The following is a 15,756-nucleotide window of genomic DNA, read 5'->3' as shown; positions in this document are numbered from 1 at the left end:
GTGCCGACCGACAAGCAGGTGCGGATCGCCGAACTGCTCCACGAGATCGGCATGCACCGCGAAGCCGAGGAGGCGCTCCGCACGGACCTGCCCGCGAGATGGCGCCGGCTGCACCGGCGCCTGAAGCTGCGGCTGACCGGACGGCCCCGGCGGCGCCCGGCCAGCCGGAGGTAGCGGGCGCGCCGGCCAGGCGGGAGCCCGCGCCGCCGAGCCGAAACCACCGCCAAGCCGCGGCCACCGCCCCACCGGGCGCGCGCCGTCACCGGGCAGCGTTGCCCGCGCCACTCCTCCGGGCGTCCGCCGGGGGCGAGGGCGATACTCGACACCGTGAGCGGCTTCAACCTGCGTTTCCTCGGCCATTCGACCGTCCGGCTCGAACTCGCCGGCCGGGTCGTGCTGACCGATCCCGTGCTCACCGCACGCGTCGGCGGGCTCGTCCGGGTCGTGCCGCCACCCCCGCCGGACGTCTACGCCGGCGTCGACCTCGTCCTGCTCTCCCACCTGCACGGCGACCACCTGCACCTGCCGTCGCTGAAGCTGCTCGGCCGGGACACCCGGATCGCCGTCCCGCGCGGGGCCGGGGCCTGGCTCGCCAGGAAGGGCTTCCGGAACGTCGAGGAGATCGCGCCCGGCGAGACCCTGACCGAGGGCGGCCTCACGGTCACCGCCACCGAAGCCGTCCACTCCGGACACCGGTGGGGCCCGCGGCTGACCCACGGCCCGCAGAGCCCGGCGATCGGGCACCTTGTCGAAGGCGACGGCACGACGGTCTACAACGCCGGCGACACCGACCTCTTCGCCGGGATGGCGGACTTCGGCCCGGTCGACGTCGCCCTCCTGCCCGTCTGGGGCTGGGGGCCGAACCTCGGGCCGGGTCACCTGGACCCGGCCCGCGCCGCGAAAGCCGCCGAAGTCACGCGCGCCCGCGCCGCCGTTCCGGTGCACTGGGGCACCCTCGCCGTCCCCGGCCTGAAGCGGACCGCCCGGATGCGCCGGCTGCTCGCCGACCCGCCGCGCGTGTTCGCCGCCGAAGTGAAAGCCGCCGGCGGAACCACCGAGGTGCTGTTCACCGAGCCCGGCGCCGAGGTCGCGCTCCCCGCGCGCGAGGACCGGGCGTGAACTGGACCGACCCGGCCGCCATCGGGTACCCGGCCGTGTTCGGCGGCGTGCTGCTCGGCTCGATCATCCCGATCGTGCCCACCGGCGCGGTGGTCGGCGCCGCGGCCGCCGTCGCCACCACGACCGACCACCTCTCCCTGCCGCTGGTCATCGTGCTCGCCGTGCTCGGCGCGTACGTCGGCGACGTCGTGACGTTCGGGATCCCGCGCCTGGGCAGCGAAGCCGCGTTCCGCTGGATCAGCCGCCGCCAGCCCGCCGAACGGCTCGAAAAGGCCCGTGCCCAGTTCACCCGCCGCGGCTGGCAGCTCGTGGTGATCGGCCGGCTCGTCCCGGCCGGGCGGATCCCGGTGCTGCTCGCGGCGGCCGCGCTGGGCTACCCGTGGCGGAGGCTGCTGCCCGCCGCGCTGGTCGCGTGCGTGCTCTGGGCGACCGCGTACAGCTTGCTCGGCATCCTCAGCGGGGGCATCTTCGACTCACCCCTCATCGCGACGCTGCTGGCGACGGTGCTCGTCCTGCTGGTCACCGTGCTGCTGAACCTGGTCTCGCGGTGGCGCCGCAAAACCAAGGAGAAGGTGTGACGACGACCGCGCCGAAGGGCCGTCTGCTGCGGGGCGGCCGGGCCGTCGCCCGCATCCTGCTGGTGTGGGCCGCGGTGACCGGGGCGCTGCGCCTGCTCGACGTCCTCCTTCCCGGCTTCCGGATGACGCACTGGTGGCAGCCCACGGTGTGCGCGCTGCTGCTCGGCCTGCTCGCCGCCATCGGCTGGCCGCTGGTCATGCGGATCGCCTACCCGCTGGCGTTCTTCACCTTCGGCGTCTTCGGGTTCCTGCTGCTCGGCGCGGGCACGCTGGCCGTGTTCCGCACGGTCCCCGGCGTCGAGATCGCCGACTTCCGCACCGCCGTGCTCGTCACGCTCGGCATGGCCGGGGTGGCCGTGCTGATCTCCAGCCTGCTCGCCATCGACGAGGACGAGATCTTCTTCCGCCGCGCCGCCCGGCGCCGCCGTCGCCACACCCCCGAGCCCGGCGCGGCCGACCAGCCGCCCGGCGTGGTGTTCCTGCAGATCGACGGCCTCGGGTACGACACCGTCCGCCGCGCGGTCCGCGACGGCGACATGCCGACGTTCGCCGCGTGGCTCGCCGAAGGCAGCCACGCGCTCACGCCGTGGCACACCGACTGGAGCTCCCAGACCGGGGCGAGCGTGTGCGGCATCCTGCACGGCTCCAACCACGACATCCTCGGTTTCCGCTGGTACGAAAAGGACCGCGACCACGTGATGGCGTGCGCGCACCCGACCGACGCCGCCGAGATCGAACGGCGGCACTCCGACGGGCGCGGCCTGCTCTCGGGCGACGGCGCCGGCCGCGGCAACCTCTTCTCCGGCGACGCCGACCACGTCAGCCTCACCATGAGCTCGATCCCGGTGCTGGTGCCGAAGAAGCTGCGCCACCGCCGCCGCGACCGGCTCGGCGCGGGCTACTACGCCTACTTCGCGAACCCGGTCAACGCGCTGCGCACGTTCGTCGTCGCGCTCGTCGATGTCTTCCGCGAGATCAACGCGTCCGTGCGCCAGCGCCGGGCCGGCGTGGTGCCGCGGGTCCCGCGCGGCGGCTGGTACCCGCTGGCGCGGCCGGGCACGACGGTGATCGCGCGCGACGTCGTCGTCTCGGCCATCCTCGGCGACATGCTGGCCGGGCGGCCGGTCGTGTACGCGGACTTCCTCGGCTACGACGAGGTCGCGCACCACTCCGGCATCGAGCGGTTCGACACGCTGTCGGTGCTGCGCTCGATCGACCAGCAGATCGCGCGGCTGCACCGGGCTTCGCGGCTCGCCCCGCGCCGCTACCACGTCGTCGCGCTGTCGGACCACGGCCAGACGCAGGGCCAGGCGTTCTCCCAGCGGTTCGGCGAGACGATCGAGGCGTACGTCGGCCGGCTGTGCGGCGGGTCGCCGTCCGCGTCCGCCGGCAAACGGCGCCAGGCCGAGAGCTGGCAGATCAACGCGGCGCTGGCGGAGGCGACGAAGAGCGGCGGCCTGATCGCGCGCCGGCTGCGTGCCCGGGTGGAGGACGCCGAGTGCGCCGAGGACCGGCCGCGCACGACGTCCGGCTCCCCCGGCGCGGTGACCCGCGTGGCGCCGGGCGTGGTGGCGGTCGTGTCCGGGCACGTCGCGATGGTGTCGTTCACCGAGCACGAGGGCCGCGTCGAGCTGGAGAGGATCGAGCGGGAGTTCCCGGACCTGCTGCCGTCGCTGGTCGACCACCCGGGGGTCGGGTTCCTGCTGGTCCGCAGCCGCGAGTTCGGCCCGGTGGTGCTGGGCCGCGACGGCCTCCACCGCCTGGCGACGGGCGTGGTGATCGGCGAGGACCCGCTGCTGCCGTACGGCCCGCACGCGGCGGACCTGATCCGGCGGGTGGACACGTTCCCGCACTGCGCGGACGTGATGATCAACAGCCGCTACGACCCGGACTCGGACCAGGCGTCGCCGTTCGAGACGCACGTGGGTTCGCACGGCGGGCTCGGCGGGCCGCAGCAGCGGGGGTTCGTGGTGCACCCGCGGGAGCTGGCGCCGCTCGGCGAGGTGGTCGGCGCGGAGGCGCTGCACCAGGTGTTCCGCGGGTGGCTGACCGAACTGGGTCACCCGTCACCCGTTCCCGACGCTGTTTCGGAGGTTGTTTCGTGAGTTTGACGGTGTACGGCGCGTCCTGGTGCCCGGACGTGAAGCGCAGCCGCGCGCTGCTCGACCGCGAGGGCGTCGAATATTCCTATGTGGACGTCGAGGCCGACGCGGCCGCCGAGGCCCGGGTCCGCGAGCTGCAGGACGGCGCGCGCCGGATCCCGACGATCGTGTGGGACGACGGCAGCTTCCTGGTCGAGCCGTCCGACGACGAGCTGAGCGCGCGGCTGTGAAGCTGCTGCGGGACCTGCCGCTCGGCACGCGGGTCGTGGTGCGCTACCGGATCGAGGGCGGGTTCACCGACGCGCTCGGCAACCTGGTGGCGCGCGACTCGGCGACGTGCACGGTGGAGACCCGGCGCGGCCCGGTGGTGGTGGCGTTCGACGCCGTCACCCTGGCCAAGCCGGTGCCCCCGCCGCCGGTGCGGCAGTCGAAGTTCGACGCGCTGGTCGCCGAAGCCGAAGCGGTGTCGGTGGACGGCTGGGACTTCTCCTGGCTCGACGGCCGGGCCACCGAAGCCCGCCCGTCCTGGGGCTACCAGCGCCTGCTGGGTGCCCGGCTCGCCCAGGTCGAGGCGGCGCTGGACGTCGAGACCGGCGGCGGCGAGGTGCTCGACGGCTGTCCCGCGCTGCCACGGTTGATGGCGGCGACCGAGTCGTGGCCGCCGAACGTGGCCCGCGCTTCGGCTCGTCTCCGTCCGCGCGGGGTCGTGGTCGTGGCCACCGAGGGCCTCCCCTTCGGCGACGACGTGTTCGACCTCGTGTCCAGCCGTCATCCCGTGACGACCGATTGGGCCGGGATCGCCCGCGTCCTGCGCCCCGGCGGCAGCTACTTCTCGCAGCAGGTCGGCCCGGCGAGCGTGTTCGAGCTGGTCGAGTTCTTCCTCGGCCCGCAGCCGGCGGAAGGGCGCAACAGCCGTCACCCGGACCGAGCCGTGGCGGCCGCTGCCGACGCGGGCTTGGAGGTGACGGACCTGCGGTCGGAGTCGCTGAGGACCGAGTTCTTCGACATCGGCGCGGTGGTGTACTTCCTGCGCAAGGTGATCTGGATGGTCCCGGGGTTCACGGTGGAGCAGTACCGGCCGCGGCTGAAGGAGCTGCACGAGCTGATCGAGCGCGACGGCCCGTTCGTCGCCCACACGACGAGGTTCCTCATCGAGGCCCGGAAGCCTTGACGATCGCCGCTTCGACGCCGTCCAGCAGCAGTTCCACTCCCGCTTCGAACGCCAGCCTCGCCTCGCGCTCCAAGTAAGGCTCGTCCGAGGGTTCGCCAGCCGGCCCCAGCTTCGCCACCGTCGGGAACCGCGCCGGCAAATCCGGCACCAGCTCCCCCAGCAACGCGGACCGCGCGCCCCACCAGTCCTCTTCGGACAGTCCTGTCTCGTGCGCCGCCTGGCGGGACTCCGCTGCCGCCTGGACCGAGCCGCGGACCACGTTGAACAGCGCCGACACCACCCAGCGGACCCGCGCCAGCGGCAGCCCCGTCGAGGCCAGCACCGACAGCAGCGTCTCCTGGACGTGGAACTCCCCCGGCCCGAGCACCGGGCGCGCCGGGGAGACCTGCAACAGCCACGGGTGCCGCAAGTGCAAGTCCCACAAGGCGTCGGCCAGGGCAACAGCCGCCGCGCGCCAGCCCGAAGACGTCGGATAGGACGACGGCAGCTCCCCCAGCGTCCGGTCGTACATCAGGTCGACCAGCTCGGTCTTGCCCGGCACGTACGTGTACAACGCCATCGCCGTCCGGCCGAGCCGCTCGCCCACCGAACGCATCGACAGCGCCGCCATGCCCTCGGCGTCGGCGATGTCGATCGCCGCCGCGACGATCGCTTCCACGGACAGGCCCGGTTTGGGCCCCGGGCCCGTGCGCGGCGCGACCACGCGCGGCCCCCACAGCAGCTCCATGGACCGCCGGGCGTCGCCCTGACCCGCGAAGACGACCACCTTGCCGACTCCTTACACCCTAAAGTATTGTACGATCGAGAATCACTTTACAGCCTAAACTATCAAGAAGGACGGTATGACCTCACCCAGGCGGGCCGCCGACACCCACGACGTGATCGAGGTCCGGGGAGCCCGGGAGAACAACCTGACCGGCATCGACCTGGACATCCCGAAGCGCCGGCTCACGGTGTTCACGGGCGTGTCCGGCTCCGGCAAGTCGTCCCTGGTCTTCGGCACCATCGCGGCCGAGTCCCAGCGGCTGATCAACGAGACCTACAGCGCGTTCCTCCAGTCGTTCATGCCGAGCCTGTCGCGCCCGGACGTCGACCTGCTGGAGAACCTCAGCGCGGCCATCGTCGTCGACCAGGAGCGGATGGGCGCCAACTCGCGCTCCACCGTCGGCACCGCGACCGACGCCTACGCCATGCTGCGGATCGCCTTCTCGCGCCTGGGCGAACCGCACGTCGGCACGTCCGGCGCGTTCAGCTTCAACCTCCCCGAGGGCATGTGCCCGGCCTGCGAGGGCCTCGGCCGGGTGTCCGACCTCGACGTCCACGCCCTGCTCGACTTCGACCTTTCCCTCCACGAGGGCGCGATCCAGGTGCCGGGTTTCACGCCGGACACCTGGTACGTGCAGACCTACCTGTCCTCCGGCTTCTACGACCCCGACGCCAAGATCCGCGACTTCACGCCGCAGCAGCTCGACGACCTGCTGCACAAGGACTCCTGCAAGGTGAAGGTGGGCAAGACCAACGTCACCTACGAGGGCCTGGCGGTGAAGGTCCGGCGGCTCTACCTGCACAAGGACGTCGAGTCGCTGCAGCCGAAGCTGCGTGCGTTCATCGAGAAGGCCGCGACCTTCAAGACCTGCGACGCGTGCGACGGCGCCCGGCTGAACCAGGCCGCGCTGTCGGCCAAGATCGACGGCAGGAACATCGCCGACTGCTCCGCCATGCAGATCAGCGACCTCGCCGAGTTCGTCCGCAACCTCGACGCGCCGTCGATCCGGCCGCTGCTGGGCAACCTGCGCGACACCCTGGACTCGCTCGTCGAGATCGGCCTCGGCTACCTCTCCCTGGACCGCGAGTCCGCGACGCTCTCTGGCGGCGAGGCGCAGCGCGTCAAGATGGTGCGGCACCTGGGATCGAGCCTCACCGACGTCACCTACGTCTTCGACGAGCCGACCGTCGGACTGCACCCGCACGACATCGAGCGGATGAACAACCTGCTGTTGTGCCTGCGGGACAAGGGGAACACGATCCTCGTCGTCGAGCACAAGCCGGAGACGATCCGGATCGCCGACCACGTCGTCGACCTCGGCCCCGGCGCGGGCACCGACGGCGGCCGGCTCTGCTACACCGGCAGCGTCGACGGGCTGCGCGCGTCCGGCACGCTCACCGGGCGCCACCTCGACCACCGGGTCACGCTGCGCGAGAAGATCCGCGAGCCCACCGGGCACGTCTCCATCACCGGCGCCCGCCTGCACAACCTGAAGGACGTCAGCGTGGACGTCCCGCTCGGCGTCCTGACCGTCGTCACCGGCGTGGCGGGCTCCGGGAAGTCGTCGCTGATCCACGGCTCCCTATCCCACCGCGACGACGTCGTCGTGGTCGACCAGTCGGCGATCCGCGGCTCGCGCCGGTCCAACCCGGCGACCTACACCGGCCTGCTCGACCCGATCCGCACGGCGTTCGCCAAGGCCAACGGCGTCAAGGCGAGCCTGTTCAGCGCCAACTCCGAAGGCGCCTGCCCGCACTGCAAGGGGCTCGGCGTCATCTACACGGACCTGGCGATGACGGCCGGGGTCGCGTCGGTCTGCGAAGAGTGCGAGGGCAAGCGGTTCACGCCCAAGGTGCTCACGTTCGAGCTGCGCGGCAAGAACATCAGCGAAGTCCTCGCGATGTCCGTCGCCGAGGCGCGCGAGTTCTTCGCCACGGGCACCGCACGGACGGTCCTCGACCGCCTCGCCGACGTCGGCCTCGGCTACCTGACGCTCGGGCAGCCGCTGACCACGCTCTCCGGCGGCGAGCGGCAGCGGCTCAAGCTGGCGATCCGGATGGCCGAGAAGGGCTCGACGTACATCCTCGACGAGCCGACGACCGGGCTGCACCTCGCCGACGTCGACCAGCTCCTCGCGCTGCTCGACCGGATCGTCGACGCGGGCAACACGGTGCTCGTGATCGAGCACCACCAGGCCGTGATGGCGCACGCCGACTGGCTGATCGACCTCGGCCCCGGCGCCGGCCACGACGGCGGCCGGGTCGTCTTCGAAGGGACCCCGGCGTCCCTCGTCGAGCACGCGTCGACGCTGACGGCCCGTCACCTGCGCGAATACCTGGGGAAGCCGTGAACCCGACGGGCCTGCTCGAAGTGACGGCGGTGCGGCGGCCGACGCCGCGCACCGTGCGCGTCACGTTCACCGGCGCCGGGTTGCGCGAGCTGGAGGCGTGGCCCGACCAGCAGCTCAAGCTCCTGTTCCCACCGCCGGGCCGCCCGGTGCGGCTGCCGGCGGACGACGGCGACGTCATGCGCTGGTACCAGGCGTACCTGGCGATCCCCGAAGCCGAACGCCCGGTGATGCGCAGCTACACGGTGCGCTCGCGGGACGGCGACACGATCGACGTCGAGTTCGTGCTGCACTCCGGTCACACCGACGGCCCGGCGACGGCCTGGGCGCGCACGGCGGCAGCCGGGGACGTCCTCGGCCGGTACGGCCCGGACGCCGCGTACCGCCGTCCACTGTCCACAGCGGACACCCTGCTGCTGGCCGGGGACGAGACCGCGGTACCGGCCATTGCTTCCATACTGTCCGAAGTGGACAACGCCGTGGCGTTCGTCGAAGTGGCGGACGCGGCGGAGGAGCAACCGCTGCCCGTCCACTGGCTGCACCGCGACGGCGCACCGCACGGGGCCAGGCTGCTCGACGCCGTGCGCGGTCTTGCACTGGCGCCGGGGTCGGCCGCGTGGCTCGCGGGTGAAGCGGGGATGGTGCGGGCGCTGCGCCGTCACCTCGTCGGCGAGCGGGGGTTCGACAAGCGGGACATCGAGTTCACCGGCTACTGGCGGCGCAAGCTGACCCAGGACGACGCGCCGACGGCGGAGGACCTCGCCGACGCGCGGGAAAAGTCGGCCGGCTAGTGGCAGACTCGGCCGGGTGCGCGCGGAACTGACGGCATCGGGCATCGACCCGGCTTCGGTGGTGACGGCCGAGAACATCGGCGGCGGAACGTACAACACGGCGATCCGCCTGGAGCTCGCGGACGGGCTGCGGCTGGTGCTGAAGATCGCGCCGTCCGGCCCCGGGCTCACCTACGAACACGACCTCCTGGCCACGGAGGCGGAGTTCTACCGGCGGGCGTCGGGGCCGCTGCCGTCCGTGGTCGGCGCGGGGCCGGGGTTCCTGCTGATGACGGAGCTGCCGGGCGTCCCCTGGTCCCAGGTCGCCGACGGGCCGCGGCCGCACCGGGAGCTGGGCGAGGTCGTGGCCGGGCTGCACACCGTCACCGGCGACGGCTTCGGCTACCCGCAGGACCCCCTGCACCCGACGTGGCCGAAGGCGTTCACGGCGATGGCGGACGCGGTCCTGGCCGACGCCGTCCGCTACGGCGTCCACCTCCCGCGCCCGGCGGCGGAGATCGCGCACCTGGTCCGCCGGCACGAGCCGCTGCTGGAGCTGGTCGAGACCCCGGTGCTGGTCCACTTCGACCTGTGGGACGGCAACATCCTCCTCGACGACGGCCGCCTGTCGGGCATCATCGACGCCGAGCGCGCGTTCTGGGGCGACCCGGCGGCGGAGTTCGTCTCACTGGGGCTGTTCCGCGACCTCGACCCGGGGTTGCTCGAGGGCTACCGCGCGGCGGGCGGCCCGGTGGAGTTCGGCATGCCGGTGTGGGCGCGGGTCGGGCTGTACCGGGTGTACCTCGACCTGATCATGCTGGTGGAGATGGTGCCCCGCAAGGACGACGACGCCGACCGCGCCCGGTTCCTGTCGGCCCGCCTCGGCCGGCACGTCGACGCCCTGCAGCGCGCGGTGTGATCACCAGGTGACCGGGAGGCAGTGCACCCCGTAGACCAGCATGTCGTCCTTGAAGGCCAGCTCCTCCACCGGCACCGCGAGCCGCAGCTGCGGGATGCGCCGGTACAGCGTTCCGTACACCACCTGCAGCTCCACCCGCGCCAGCGTCTGGCCGAGGCATTGGTGCACCCCGTACCCGAACGCCACGTGGTGGCGGGCCTCGCGCGTCACGTCCAGGCGGTCCGGGTCGGCGAACACCGCGCCGTCGCGGTTGGCCGCGTCGCCCGCGGCGATCACGCCCTCGCCCGCGCGGATCACCTCGCCGCCGAGCTCGATGTCCTCGACCGCCACCCGGCGGCGTCCGGTGTGCGTGATGTTCAAGTAGCGCAACAGTTCCTCGACCGCGCGGCGCAGCAGGTCCGCGTCACCCGTGCGCACCAGTTCGAGCTGGTCCGGGTGCTCCAGCAGCGCCACCGTGCCGAGCGCGATCATGTTCGCCGTCGTCTCGTGGCCGGCCACCAGCAGCAGCTGCCCCATCGACGCGACCTCTTCGGCACTCATGCGCCCGGTCGCGTACTGGGACACCGCCAGCTTGCTCAGGACGTCGTCCCCCGGGTCGGCGACCTTCCGCTCCACCAGGCCGCCGAGGTACGCCAGCAGTTCCTCGGTCGCCTGCACCGACTCGGCCGGTGTCGCGTTCGTCGACACCATCACCTTCGTGATGTCCTGGAACAGCTCCCGGTCCTCGTACGGCACGCCGAGCAGCTCGCAGATCACCAGCGACGGCACCGGCAACGCGAACGCCGTCACGAGATCGACGGGCTTCGGGCCGGCGAGCAGCCCGTCGACCAGGTCGTCGACGATGCGCTGGATCGCCGGGCGCAGCGCCTCCATCTTCTTGACGAGGAAGTCGCCGGTCAGCAGGCGCCGCTGCGCCGCGTGCTCGGCACCGTCCATGGTGATGAACGACTTGGCGCGCTTCCGCCGGGCGGCCGAAGCCGCGCTCTGGTGCGGGTAGCCGGGCCGATCGGAGTCGGCGCTGATCCGCGAGTCGCGCAGCACGGCGCGGACATCGTCGTAGCGGGTCACCAGCCACGGCGTGCTGCCGTTCCACAGCCGGACGCGCGACACCGGCGGCAGCTCGCCGAGCTCGGCGGGCGGATCGAAGGGACACCGCCGGGTCATCGGAAACGCGGGCACGCCGTCCACCGGATACCTCCCGAAGCTGCCGGAAATTTACATAGCTATGCTAAGCATCTTCGAGAGTTTCCGCCACAGTCCAATCAGGCGACGACCCGCATCCGACCGCGCCACCCCGCCGATCAGGCGAACACCAGCGAGATCAGCTCGTCCACGAACGGCTCCACCAGCTCGGCCCCCGTCCGGTTCAGGACGCTGTGGAACAACGCCACCCGCCCGTGCGCGCCCACGAACACCACCGCCGCTGCCCGCCCCGGTGTTACCCGCAGCGCGTGGCCGGCCTCGACGCACCTCTCGAACCCGGCCGCCAGCCGATCGATCACGTCCAGGAGCGGCCCCTCCGCCGGGCCGCCCGGCTCGGCCCGGGACGCCCCGTTCGCGAGCATCAGCCGGTAATGCCCGGGGTTCTCCATCGCGAACGTGCAGTACGCGTGAATCTGCGCCCGGACGCGGCCGACCACGTCGGTTTCGCCGAGCGACTCCTCGGCCGCGCGCATCGATTCCGCGAGCCGCGCGTATTCGTGGTCGAGCAGACCGCGCACCAATTCCGCGCGGTCGGAAAAATGCTGGTAGATGCTCGCCGGGGCGATGCCGACCGCGCGCGCGACGCCGCGGATCGTCAGCCCGTCTTCCCCGCCGAGCTCGGCCAGCAACCGCGCGGCCGCCGCCAGGATTTCCCCGCGCAGCCGTTCGCCCTCACCCCAGCGGTTCCTCGTTCGGCCGTTTCCGGCTTCGACGCTCTCCGGCACCCGGCCATTCATACGCCCGGGTCGGCGAGGCCCGTGTTCCGGGGTCCCCGAAAGGACCCCGGAACGCCACCTCAGTGGTTGTTCACGAACTGCCGCGCAAGCGCTTCCCCGGCGCTCACCGCGTTGGCGTGGCTCTCGATCGGCGTCACCTTGGAATTCTTGAAGAACAGATACGTGACGCCGGAATCGGTTCCGCCGTTCGACGGGTCGGGGTTGATCCCCAGCGAGTTCGCCGTCGCGTACGACGCCTCGCCGATGATGTCGGTCGGCCCGGTGTCGCCGACCACGGCGTAGGTGACCTGGTTGTTGTAGATCACCGCCACCACGCCGGCACCCGCGATACCGAACTTCCGGTAGTCCCAGGTGCTGCTCGGGCTCGGCACGACCACGTACGGCAGCGCGGCGGCGTTCAGCGGCTTCCCGTCGGACTGGTGGAACGCGGTGTCGGCCTGGAAGCAGCAGTCGGTGTTCTCGTTGCACTGCGACGTCCGCTGGCCGTCGCAGTCGACGTCCATGTCGGCCTTCCAGAAGACGGCGTCGGAGAGCCCGCAGACCGGGATCGTCCGGCTCGTCTCGGAGTCGGTCTTGTACTTGCCGTTGGAGATCTGGCTGCACGCCGTCAGCTTCGAGAGCAGCTCGGACGCGCTCGGCGCGCCCCCGCCGCCCCCGGAGTCGCCGACGATCAGCGAGTCGACGTTCGGGCCGCCGTTCGCCGTCGTCGCCGTGGCCCGGACGGTGTGCGTGCCCGCGGTCAGCGTGGTGGTCACCGCGGTGGTCGCCCACGTCGTCCAGGCGCCGGTCCCGGCGAACGACGGCGTCGCCACGGTCGTGCCGTCGACGGCGATCGTCATCGGCCGGGCGGTCGTCGTGCCGTTGGCGAACCGGAAGCCCAGCGAGGTGCTGCCGGCCGCGGCGACCGACACCGACCACTGGACGGCCGAGCCGGTCACGTTGTCGTAGTTGACGAACCCGGTGCCGGTGAACCCGGCGTGGTCGGAGTTGACCGCGCCTTGGGTGATGGTGGCGTTCTCGGCTTCGTAGGTGACTGTCGCGGCGTCCGCGGCTGCCGGCGCCACCAGGAGGGCGCCGACGGCCGCGATCGCCATGGCGATCGCCCGGGGTCTGTACATGAGGACCTCCGCCAGTTAGGAAAGTTTCCTTACTGTCGGAAAACGCTAAGTCGACATAACCGCCCGGTCAAGACGGACCTCTCGGCCCGGTGGGCTCTCGTTGAGCGGGAACCCGTTCAGCCGGCCGACACCGTCCGAAGTGGACTCAAGACGCGAGCGCCGGGTACAGCCCCGCGAGGTCGCCCGACAGCCCGGCCCGGACGTTCCGGCTGACGTCGTCGGCGAGCACCTCGAAGCGGCCCTCCTCGACGCCGTCGAGGGCGAGCCCGGCCACGACCGCCGGGTCGACCTTCGGCCCGTCGACGTGCTTGGCCATGTCGGTGTCCATGTACCCGACGTGCAGCGCGGTCACCCGCGTCTTCTGCGGCGCCAGCTCCAGGCGCAGCGCGTTGGTCAGCGACCAGGCCGCGGCCTTCGCCGCCGAGTACGCGGCGACCTGCGGCGAGGTGAACCACGACAGCACCGACAGGACGTTGAGGACGGCGCCGCCGCCGTTGCGCTCGAGGATCGGCGCGAACTCGCGCGTCACGGCGAGGGTGCCGAAGTAGTGCGTGTCCATCTCGAGCTTGATGTCGTCGAGCGACCCGCCGAGCAGCGACGACCCGGTGGACGAGCCGGCGTTGTTGACCAGCAGCGTGACGTCCCCGGCCTGCGCGGCGGCTTCGCGGATCGACTCGGGGTCCGTGACGTCGAGGCGAAGCGGCACCACGCCCGGCAGGTCGACGGACTCGGGGTTGCGCGCGGCGGCGTAAACCTTCTCCGCACCGCGCTCGAGGAGCGCGGCGGCGAACTGCCGGCCGAGCCCCCGGTTGGCTCCGGTGACCAGCGCCACCGCACCCGTGATCTCCATGACGAGCTCCTCTCGCACCTGGCTTGCTCGTTGCAAGCTAGCTATCGACGACCCTACGGCGTAGACTTGCTCGAAGCAAGCCAGGTCGGGGGGGTCACAGTCATGAGCCGCCGCATCACCTTCGAGGACAACTCCTGCCCGATCGCCCGCGCCGCCGACGTCCTCGCCGAGCCGTGGACGCTGCTGATCCTGCGCAACGCCACCGCGGGCACCACCCGGTTCGAGGACTTCCGCACCCAGCTCGGCATCGCCGACAACGTGCTGACGACCCGGCTGGCCAAGCTCGTCGAGCGCGGCCTGCTGACGAAGCTCCCCTACCGCGACGGCGGCCGGACGCGGTACGAGTACCGCCTCACGAAGGCCGGCTCGGACGCCCTGCCGGTGCTGCACGCGCTCGGAGCGTGGGGTGACGCGCACACTTCGTCGGATAGCGCGTACGGCCCGATGCAGCTGGTCCACTGCGCCTGCGGCGAGCTGACCCGGCCGGGCGAGAAGTGCGACGCGTGCGGAAAACCACTGGTCAGGGACGATCTGGCGTGGCGCGGCTCGTGGCTGTCCGAGGGCGAGATCCCCTTGGCGGACCCCGTCGCCTGAGCTGCCCGGCGCCGCCGTCGCGCTGGCGATGATCGCAACCCCGCTGACCGCCGCACCCGCGATGGCGGCCCCGGAGGCGGCCACCAGGAGAGCTCCTCGGGCGCCTCGCGGCCGCCGCCCAGCAGCACCGCATCCACGAAGTGACCACGCCGGTCAAGTGACCAGCGTCCGACGTCGTCGGGGGAGGCCGCACCGGGTACGCCCGGCGGACAGAGATCGGACGAATCCGGATTGTCGGGGGTGGCGGCTAGGTTCGGGGCATGCTGACCACGCTGGCCGTCGAGAACTACCGCTCGCTGCGTGACCTGGTGCTGCCGCTGTCGGCGTTGACGGTGGTGACGGGCCCGAACGGCAGCGGCAAGTCGAGCCTGTACCGCGCGCTGCGGCTGCTGGCGGACGCGTCCCGCAACGGCGCGGTGGCGGCGCTGGCCCGCGAAGGCGGCCTGCCTTCGACGCTGTGGGCGGGTCCGGAGAACGGCGTGCGCCCGGGGACGCGGGTCCAGGGCACGGTGCGCACGAAGGCGGTCGGCCTCCGGCTGGGGTTCGCGGGCGACGAGTTCGGCTACGCGCTGGACCTGGGGCTACCGGTGCCCCAGAAGAAGACGATGTTCAACCTGGACCCGGAGTTCAAGCGGGAGGCGGTGTGGGCGGGACCGGTCCTGCGGCCGGCGGCGCTGCTGGCGGACCGGGCGGGCCCGGCGGTGCGCACCCGGGTGGCCTCCGGTGCGTGGGACGCGGAGCAGTACAAGATCCGGCTGTCCGACAGCATGTTGAGCGAGTTCGCGGACCCGAGGGCGTGCCCGGAGCTGCTGGTGGTCCGCGAGCGCATCAGGTCGTGGCGCTTCTACGACCACTTCCGCACGGACGCGGCGGCCCCGGCCCGCCAGTCCCGCCCGGGAACGCGAACATTCGTGCTGTCCCACGACGGCGCGGACCTGGCCTCGGCCCTGCAGACGATCATCGAGATAGGCCGCGCGGCGGAGCTGGCCGAGGTCGTGGACGCGGCGTTCCCGGGCTCCTGGGTATCGGTGGAGTCGCGCGACGAAGTGCTGTCGATCCGCTTCCACCAGCACGGACTGCTACGGCCGTTGTCGGCGGCGGAGCTGTCGGACGGAACGCTGCGGTTCCTGCTGTGGGTGGCGGCATTGCTGACTCCGCGGCCCCCGGAGCTGCTGGTGCTGAACGAGCCGGAGACCTCGCTGCACCCGGAGTTGCTGCCGGCATTGGCAGCGCTGATCGCCACGGCGGCAAAGGAGACGCAGCTGGTGGTGGTGTCGCACGCGGGGTCGTTGATCCAGGCGTTGGCGGAGGTGGCGGAGGTCGGGGCGTTGGAGCTGGAGAAGGAGGGCGGAGAGACGAAGCTGGTGGGGCAGGGAAGGTTGGACCGGCCGAGCTGGCACTGGCCAAAGCGCTAGAAAGATGACGGCAGCCGGCAACGCAGGCCGACCAAGAGATCACCAGACCTCCCCCGCCCCTCATCCT

Annotated in this window: 16 protein-coding genes and 1 pseudogene; 12 read left to right on the top strand and 5 right to left on the bottom strand. The window is 72.0% G+C overall.

The features are described 5' to 3' along the window. The 7 genes and pseudogenes from ACZ7OH_RS44080 (at window position 1) to ACZ7OH_RS44050 (ending at window position 4,970) form a co-directional block, all read left to right on the top strand. Window positions 1-174, top strand: coding sequence for a hypothetical protein (locus ACZ7OH_RS44080; RefSeq protein ID WP_470286365.1), 174 nt, complete (start codon window positions 1-3; stop codon window positions 172-174). A 153-nt stretch (window positions 175-327) separates the two neighbouring features. After that, window positions 328-1,119: an MBL fold metallo-hydrolase gene (locus ACZ7OH_RS44075; RefSeq protein ID WP_470286364.1), complete on the top strand. Its 792-nt coding sequence runs from the start codon at window positions 328-330 to the stop codon at window positions 1,117-1,119. Continuing rightward, window positions 1,116-1,697, top strand: coding sequence for a DedA family protein (locus tag ACZ7OH_RS44070; RefSeq protein WP_470286363.1), 582 nt, complete (start codon window positions 1,116-1,118; stop codon window positions 1,695-1,697). Before ACZ7OH_RS44075 ends, ACZ7OH_RS44070 begins: the two co-directional genes overlap by 4 nt. Next, window positions 1,694-3,802, top strand: coding sequence for a phage holin family protein (locus ACZ7OH_RS44065; RefSeq protein WP_470286362.1), 2,109 nt, complete (start codon window positions 1,694-1,696; stop codon window positions 3,800-3,802). The genes ACZ7OH_RS44070 and ACZ7OH_RS44065 overlap by 4 nt, the downstream gene beginning before the upstream one ends. Next, window positions 3,799-4,029 carry a glutaredoxin domain-containing protein gene (locus ACZ7OH_RS44060; RefSeq protein ID WP_155544664.1) on the top strand — a complete coding sequence of 77 codons (231 nt, stop codon included), beginning with the start codon at window positions 3,799-3,801 and terminating at the stop codon, window positions 4,027-4,029. The genes ACZ7OH_RS44065 and ACZ7OH_RS44060 overlap by 4 nt, the downstream gene beginning before the upstream one ends. Continuing rightward, window positions 4,026-4,229, top strand: a pseudogene (locus ACZ7OH_RS44055) (putative acetyltransferase); the annotation flags it as partial. The gene ACZ7OH_RS44060 and the pseudogene ACZ7OH_RS44055, both read left to right, overlap by 4 nt. Further along, entirely contained in the window at window positions 4,218-4,970 is a 753-nt protein-coding gene (locus ACZ7OH_RS44050) for a methyltransferase domain-containing protein (protein ID WP_470286444.1), read from the top strand. The pseudogene ACZ7OH_RS44055 and the gene ACZ7OH_RS44050, both read left to right, overlap by 12 nt. Here ACZ7OH_RS44050 and ACZ7OH_RS44045 read toward each other — a convergent pair. Next, a complete protein-coding gene (locus ACZ7OH_RS44045) occupies window positions 4,948-5,736 on the bottom strand; it encodes a TetR/AcrR family transcriptional regulator C-terminal domain-containing protein (protein ID WP_470286361.1) in 789 nt (262 codons plus the stop codon). The genes ACZ7OH_RS44050 and ACZ7OH_RS44045 overlap by 23 nt on opposite strands. A gap of 76 nt (window positions 5,737-5,812) precedes the next feature. On the opposite strand from ACZ7OH_RS44045, the gene ACZ7OH_RS44040 reads away from it, so the two are divergent. The 3 genes from ACZ7OH_RS44040 to ACZ7OH_RS44030 are packed head-to-tail and all read left to right on the top strand — an operon-like array spanning window position 5,813 to window position 9,772. After that, the gene (locus tag ACZ7OH_RS44040; protein WP_470286360.1) at window positions 5,813-8,086 is read left to right on the top strand and encodes an ATP-binding cassette domain-containing protein; all 2,274 of its coding nucleotides are present in this window, start codon (window positions 5,813-5,815) and stop codon (window positions 8,084-8,086) included. Next, window positions 8,083-8,874, top strand: a complete 792-nt coding sequence (locus ACZ7OH_RS44035; RefSeq protein ID WP_470286359.1) for a siderophore-interacting protein — start codon at window positions 8,083-8,085, stop codon at window positions 8,872-8,874. The genes ACZ7OH_RS44040 and ACZ7OH_RS44035 overlap by 4 nt, the downstream gene beginning before the upstream one ends. 16 nt (window positions 8,875-8,890) lie before the next feature. Beyond that, window positions 8,891-9,772 carry a phosphotransferase family protein gene (locus ACZ7OH_RS44030; protein ID WP_470286358.1) on the top strand — a complete coding sequence of 294 codons (882 nt, stop codon included), beginning with the start codon at window positions 8,891-8,893 and terminating at the stop codon, window positions 9,770-9,772. Here the strand turns inward: ACZ7OH_RS44030 and ACZ7OH_RS44025 are convergent, their stop codons facing one another. The 4 genes from ACZ7OH_RS44025 to ACZ7OH_RS44010 all read right to left on the bottom strand — a co-directional run bounded on the left by ACZ7OH_RS44025 (window position 9,773) and on the right by ACZ7OH_RS44010 (window position 13,680). After that, window positions 9,773-10,936 carry a cytochrome P450 gene (locus tag ACZ7OH_RS44025; RefSeq protein ID WP_470286443.1) on the bottom strand — a complete coding sequence of 388 codons (1,164 nt, stop codon included), beginning with the start codon at window positions 10,934-10,936 and terminating at the stop codon, window positions 9,773-9,775. 137 nt (window positions 10,937-11,073) lie between these two features. Beyond that, window positions 11,074-11,637 carry a TetR/AcrR family transcriptional regulator gene (locus ACZ7OH_RS44020; RefSeq protein WP_470286442.1) on the bottom strand — a complete coding sequence of 188 codons (564 nt, stop codon included), beginning with the start codon at window positions 11,635-11,637 and terminating at the stop codon, window positions 11,074-11,076. A 134-nt stretch (window positions 11,638-11,771) separates the two neighbouring features. Continuing rightward, on the bottom strand, window positions 11,772-12,806 hold the full coding sequence (locus tag ACZ7OH_RS44015) for a glycoside hydrolase family 75 protein (RefSeq protein ID WP_470286441.1): 1,035 nt from the start codon (window positions 12,804-12,806) through the stop codon (window positions 11,772-11,774). 169 nt (window positions 12,807-12,975) lie between these two features. Next, on the bottom strand, window positions 12,976-13,680 hold the full coding sequence (locus tag ACZ7OH_RS44010) for an SDR family oxidoreductase (protein WP_470286357.1): 705 nt from the start codon (window positions 13,678-13,680) through the stop codon (window positions 12,976-12,978). Between the two features lie 102 nt (window positions 13,681-13,782). Here ACZ7OH_RS44010 and ACZ7OH_RS44005 point away from each other — a divergent pair, with 102 nt between their 5' ends. Further along, the gene (locus tag ACZ7OH_RS44005; protein ID WP_470286356.1) at window positions 13,783-14,274 is read left to right on the top strand and encodes a winged helix-turn-helix transcriptional regulator; all 492 of its coding nucleotides are present in this window, start codon (window positions 13,783-13,785) and stop codon (window positions 14,272-14,274) included. A 260-nt stretch (window positions 14,275-14,534) separates the two neighbouring features. After that, entirely contained in the window at window positions 14,535-15,689 is a 1,155-nt protein-coding gene (locus ACZ7OH_RS44000) for an AAA family ATPase (protein ID WP_470286355.1), read from the top strand. The last annotated feature ends 67 nt before the right edge of the window (window positions 15,690-15,756 follow it).

The sequence above is a fragment of the Amycolatopsis sp. NPDC114478 genome (assembly GCF_055633805.1).
Note: the sequence above shows the minus strand (reverse complement) of the source record. Positions and strands in the feature narration are given on the sequence as shown.